5 protein-coding genes are annotated in these 5,550 nt (G+C 36.3%); all 5 read left to right on the top strand.

Annotated elements, in window-relative coordinates:
• The first annotated feature begins 193 nt into the window (after nucleotides 1–193).
• Nucleotides 194–1,906, top strand: a complete 1,713-nt coding sequence (locus tag HT691_RS10150; RefSeq protein ID WP_023937695.1) for a hypothetical protein — start codon at nucleotides 194–196, stop codon at nucleotides 1,904–1,906.
• Nucleotides 1,907–2,244: 338 nt separating this feature from the next.
• Entirely contained in the window at nucleotides 2,245–2,952 is a 708-nt protein-coding gene (locus tag HT691_RS10145) for a zonular occludens toxin domain-containing protein (RefSeq protein ID WP_191995538.1), read from the top strand.
• A 265-nt stretch (nucleotides 2,953–3,217) separates the two neighbouring features.
• Nucleotides 3,218–4,177 (top strand): protein rep, encoded by a 960-nt coding sequence (locus HT691_RS10140; RefSeq protein ID WP_172925360.1) that lies wholly within the window; start codon nucleotides 3,218–3,220, stop codon nucleotides 4,175–4,177.
• A gap of 585 nt (nucleotides 4,178–4,762) precedes the next feature.
• The gene (locus tag HT691_RS10135; RefSeq protein ID WP_000786930.1) at nucleotides 4,763–5,056 is read left to right on the top strand and encodes a hypothetical protein; all 294 of its coding nucleotides are present in this window, start codon (nucleotides 4,763–4,765) and stop codon (nucleotides 5,054–5,056) included.
• Nucleotides 5,056–5,490 carry a hypothetical protein gene (locus HT691_RS10130; RefSeq protein WP_023937691.1) on the top strand — a complete coding sequence of 145 codons (435 nt, stop codon included), beginning with the start codon at nucleotides 5,056–5,058 and terminating at the stop codon, nucleotides 5,488–5,490. The genes HT691_RS10135 and HT691_RS10130 overlap by 1 nt, the downstream gene beginning before the upstream one ends.
• The last annotated feature ends 60 nt before the right edge of the window (nucleotides 5,491–5,550 follow it).

The following is a 5,550-nucleotide window of genomic DNA, read 5'->3' as shown; positions in this document are numbered from 1 at the left end:
TACCATGAATTTGATTTCACCAGAGCTTTTGGCACCAGTTAAGGACTCAGTCTTACAATCAGTTCCGTCTATTTTGCCAGTAGGTGCAGCCATCTTGGGAGTGAACCTTGCTGTTCGCTTTGCAGTATCAACGCTCAAGAAATTCTTTTAATCAAAAGCACTCGAAAGGGTGCTTTTTTTGATAAGGAGCAAAATGAAAAAAATAATTAAAAAAATAGTGGTTTGTTTTTGTATTGTTATATTACTTTTTACGAGTGCATTTAAACCTAAAGAAGTTAAGGCAGATGCAGGTGCAGGTTTATTGTCTGGAGGAGGGATGCTTCTTGGAACTTTAAACCCTGCAGTTTTACCTTGGGTTGTATTGGGTATAGTTGCTTGTGTAGCGGTTGGATATGCTATTGAAAATTGGGATGAGGTAACTGCAGTAGGTGGAGCCGTTGCTGACGAACTTAAAAAAATGGGGCATTCTGTAAGTGATTTTGTTTCAGGTACATCTGTTAAAGTTGATGATACATTGAAGCAAGCAATTAAGAATGTAACTGGTAGTATGGGGGAGACAATTTCAAGACCTGTAAGTGATAGAGGTATAACTTATTCTAATGGAGTTGGATTTTTGTTAGGAAGAGTGACGCCATCAGAACAATTACCTCATTTTTTAGCTAGAGAGGGGATATATTTAGGAGACTCTTCAAAAGGCTTGAAATATAAAGAGCATCAAATTCCAGGGCATAAGAATTTTATGCCTCGCTCTTATGATTTAAGTAGTGTTACTTTGGTAGTTGATATTACTCCTATTCCTTCTGATAAAGCTCCGAATATTGCTTTTGTGAGTTTATTAGATAAATCTGTTTCAGAAGTTAAAAGAGTATTTAATGATGCAGGGGATGTAATTCAATTAACTAGGACGGTTTCAAGTTCTGATAAATTACTTCCTCTTGGCGCTGCTATTTTTACTGAAAAAAAACGTACAAATGATTTTTATATAAAGGGTGTATCTATTCCAGAGTTAGGTATTTCTGTAGGTGAAACAATTAAGACAGATACTTTAAAAAGGACAGAAATACAAAAAGAGGTAGTAACGAAATATATAGATACGGCATTTCCTAAAAATAGCGAAACAGTAACTTTTAAAAGTGATGCTCAGGTAGCTTCTTTGAGTTTACCTGCTCTTCCTAGGGTATCAGATAAGACTTATTCTGATGATCAATTAAGGGAGTTAAATAAGATTAGGGCAGGTACAGGAGTTGCTACTCCAGCGGTTCCAGAGGTTGGAGCTGGTTCTCTTGGGATTGGTGAAATACCTGGTACGGGTTCATTAACTGGAGCAGGTGAATTGGCAGGAGCTGGAATCCTTGCAGGTAGTGGTGCAACTACTGCAGCAGGTACAGGCCTTGGATGGTTAGATAAGATTATAGAATGGCTTAAAAAGTTATTGAATGCAATTCTTGGCATACCTGGAGCAATTTTAAATGGATTAAAAGCTTTATGGGATTGGCTTGCTAAAATTTTACAAGCTATTTTAGCTATTCCTGGGGGCATAATAAACATTTTAAGTAAGATATGGGAATTTCTTCAAACTCTATCTAAAGTCATTTCTGACGCAATTACAGGGGCTATAACGTGGACATTTTCGATTGATGAAACATGGCTAAGAGGACGCTTGAGCAGTTTAAATGACACTTTCAGGAGAAAATTCCCTGTGATGGTTCCTTTAAGGTATGATTTTAATGATAAGGACACAATAAGTGATATGAGTGTAAATATTTTTGGTTCTAACTATGTGATATTAAACGGAGCAACAGCAACAAAATTGGCTTCGCCAATTAAGATGGTGTTTAGAGCCTTAGCTTATGTTTTGATGGCTTTATTCTTTGCTAGAAAGTTCCATAAAGTGGCGGAGGATTAAAATGGTTCAAGGGATTTTAAGTGTTTGTTTTAAAATTTTAGAGTGGTTGATAGGCTTATTTCCGTCATTTGAGTTCGTCAATAATTTTGTATCAGCGTTAAATGCGGTATCTAATATTTTATATGAGGCATCGCCATTTGTGCCTTTTAGAGATATTTTTATCTGTATAGGGTTGATATCTACTTTTTATGTTTCGCTTTTCGGTATGAAATGTATAAATTGGCTTATACATCGAATACCGTTTATTAACTAAAAAAATAAGAAAGGGTAGGCAGGATAAAACGGAAAGCCCGCAAATGCGGGCGCCCGTTTTATCTGTTTAGCATTGGTTATTGTTTATGAGAAAAAAAGGTATTCGAGGAAAGCAATTTGAGGTGCTTTCGGAAAAGCCTGCATATTTGAAGATTTTTAGCTTTATAGGCGCTTTGTCTTATGATTTGTATCATCGTATCAGGAACGGAAAAGAATTTAGAGAATATGGTCTGACCTTGTATTGTGGTCGTCAGGGTGGCGGAAAAACAATGGCTATGACTGAATATCTTGAACGCATGAGAAAGAAGTATCCTGAAGCGATTATTTGTACCAATTTCGGCTATGTTCATGAGGATGTGCCTATGAATAGCTGGCAACAGCTTTTCGAGCTGAGAAACGGCCTAAAAGGGGTTATATTTGCCATCGATGAGATACAAAATGAATATAACTCAAGCGCTTGGCAAAAATTCCCTGAAGGCTTGCTGGCAGAGATTACTCAGCAACGGAAACAGCGTATTAAAATTGTCGGCACAAGTCAGGTCTTTACACGTGTAGTGAAGCAGTTAAGAGAGCAGACATTTGAGGTTGTCGAGTGTCGAACGATTGCCGGACGGTGGACTTTTACCAGGGCTTTCGATGCGGAAGATTACAACGCAGTTTGTGAACGCCCTGAAGCAAAAATGAAGCTACGTCGATTATGGCGCAGAAGTTTCGTCCAATCGAAAGAACTTAGAGAAAAATATGACACTTATGCCAAAATTCAAAAGATGGCTGAAGCGGTAAATAAGGGCTAAAAAAAGGGGCTGAAAGCCCCTTGAGAAAGCCCCCGTAGGGGGGTTTCTTCTTATCTTGATACATATAGAAATAATGAGATTTTAAAAAAAGAGTATCAAAATAGCTCAAAACCCTTGATTTTACTGGGTTTTCAGGCACAAAAAAAGCCTTGTTTTTTGTGAAAGCTTTTGATATAATTTAGGTGTCTAATCAAAATCATAAAAAGCTAGGAAAATTGCAAGGACTTTTTTCTATATTTCTTTGTAATTACAGGTAAATTATAACATGACAGATGTCAAAAATCAAGTATTTCAGGATATATCAAAGACTGGAAAAGATAGAAAATGGCGAGAACGCAAATTAAAAAATATTGAACTGGCAGGACAGTTAGATATTTTGGGTTATCGTTCATTTGAGCGAGTATATCAATGCGCTGAAGTTCTAAAATTTGTTGAGCAGTCTGACGGAACGAAGAAACTATATCAGTCTTATTTCTGCAAAAATAAGCTGTGTGCTCTGTGCAACTGGAGAAGGTCGATGAAGTACTCATATCAAGCAAGTAAAATTGTTGAAGAAGCTATGATTAAGCAACCGAAAGGGCGCTTTCTATTCTTGACTTTGACTGTCAAAAATGTGACAGGTCAAGAACTTAATCAGTCTATGACAGATATTTTAAGAGGGTTCAATAGACTGATGAAGTATAAAAAGGTTGATAAAAATCTGATTGGTTTTTTAAGAGCGACAGAGGTTACTTATTCCAAAGAATTAGACAGTTATCATCCTCATCTGCACGTTTTACTAATGGTTAAGCCAAGCTATTTTAGGTCAAAAGCTGACTATTTAAACCAGGAGGAGTGGACAGAACTTTGGCAGAAAGCTATGAAGCTAGACTATATTCCAATGGTTGATATTAGAGCAGTAAAAGCTGATAAAGGCAAAGGGCTAAAAGGTGCGATTTTAGAGACGGCTAAATATCCGGTCAAGCCGTTTGATGTAACGGACAAGAAAACGGATTTCACGGATCAGGAGAAACTACAAATTGTAGATGATATGCTGACAGGATTGCACCGAAAAAGACAAATTGGTTTTGGTAAGCTGTTTAAGGAAATCAAAAAAGACTTGGACTTTGATGATTTAGAAGATGGTAACCTTGTTCAAACTGGAGAGGATAAGGACGGCACTTCTTCAGGTCGTGAAATTGTAGCAATATGGAACTGGGAACGTAAAAATTATTATTTAAAGTAAAACAAAACAGAATAATGTGGTATAATTGAGTTATAAAATGTAATGCAATAGCACACCAAAGCCCCAGAGGATGGCAGTCCTCTAGGGCTTTTTTTACGTTCTTTTCAGATTAACGGGTGTCTTGGGCTAGCTTCGGTCTTTGTCCTTGCTATCTAACCACTTGCAGATGTAGTGTGCAGCTACTTCTGCCATAATAGCAAGTAAGACGTCAAAAATGTAATGCAATAAGCTCACCTCCTTTCACGAACCATAGGAACGCAATCGGTAACCGAGAGCGATACTAGTATAGCAAAAAAAAGAAAAAGATGTAATAGATTGAAAAATAAAATTAGTTTATGGTTTTATGTCGCGAAAGTTCATTGGACAGTAAGCAGGGACAGATTAAACTTGAAATCGTGTTGGTGGGGCATTAGACCGACCGACAGACGATTTTAAAAGTTTAGTCCCTGGTTTCTTACTGTCAATGAAACGTGAAATAAATATATAATGGCTAAAATCAATCCAAAAAAAATTTGGATTTTTTCTTTTTTTTGAAATGTATTTACGAATATATAAGTGAACAACAAAAAAGAAAAGAGGAAAACAATGAAAAATGATGTTCTAATTTTGGGTGCTCGTCCCTATGATTTTACAGACGAGAAAACGCAACGACAGGTGTCAGGCGTTACAGTGTGGGTGCTTCCTTTAGTGAATGAAGATCCTGAAAATGTTGTAGGTTTATTGCCTGTAAAATATAGCCTTACATCAGCACAATATGCTTTGATTGCTCGTAATCCATTACCTGCAAAAGCTGAAATGTTCATGACCGTTAATATTGCGACTAAAAAAGTTGCCTTTGATCGTTTTGAAAATGTTGAAGCGGTTGATGTGGCAGCATAATGAAGCCGGAGGAGCTTTCTAAATTATCAGGTAGTCTTGAAGAATATAACAAAAGTTTACTTGATAAGTTAAATGAGCAAACAAAAGCGACTAATAAAGTCTATGACGAATTAAAGAAATTCAATGAGCGCATTGATAAAGATAAACAGGAACAAGAGCAACTTGAAAAGAAAAAGCAAGATGAAAATCAAGAGAAGAAACAAGATTCTGATGAAATTCTAGAAGAATTGAAAAATCTATCTAAGCTGACAGAAGAAAACGGAAAGAAGACTGAAACAGATGAAAAAATAGCTCAACTCGTTACCAAAATCGAGAAAGACTATGAAGTTTACCAGTTTCAATCAAAAGTGATAATTTTCTTTGGAATTATTGTAATCCCTGGTATCGCCCTATTTTTATTTGTAAACAACCTCCTCAAACAATTTATATTCTAAAAAAATTGTCCGTGGGTCATGACGTTAAACTAGACCTAAAAAAATAAAAAATGGAGGACA

Source organism: Streptococcus sp. 477 (genome assembly GCF_013277295.1).
In the GTDB taxonomy this organism is placed as follows: Bacteria; Bacillota; Bacilli; order Lactobacillales; family Streptococcaceae; genus Streptococcus; species Streptococcus pseudopneumoniae.
The sequence above is the reverse complement of the archived record's forward strand: the minus strand, read 5'-3'. Positions and strand labels throughout refer to the sequence as shown.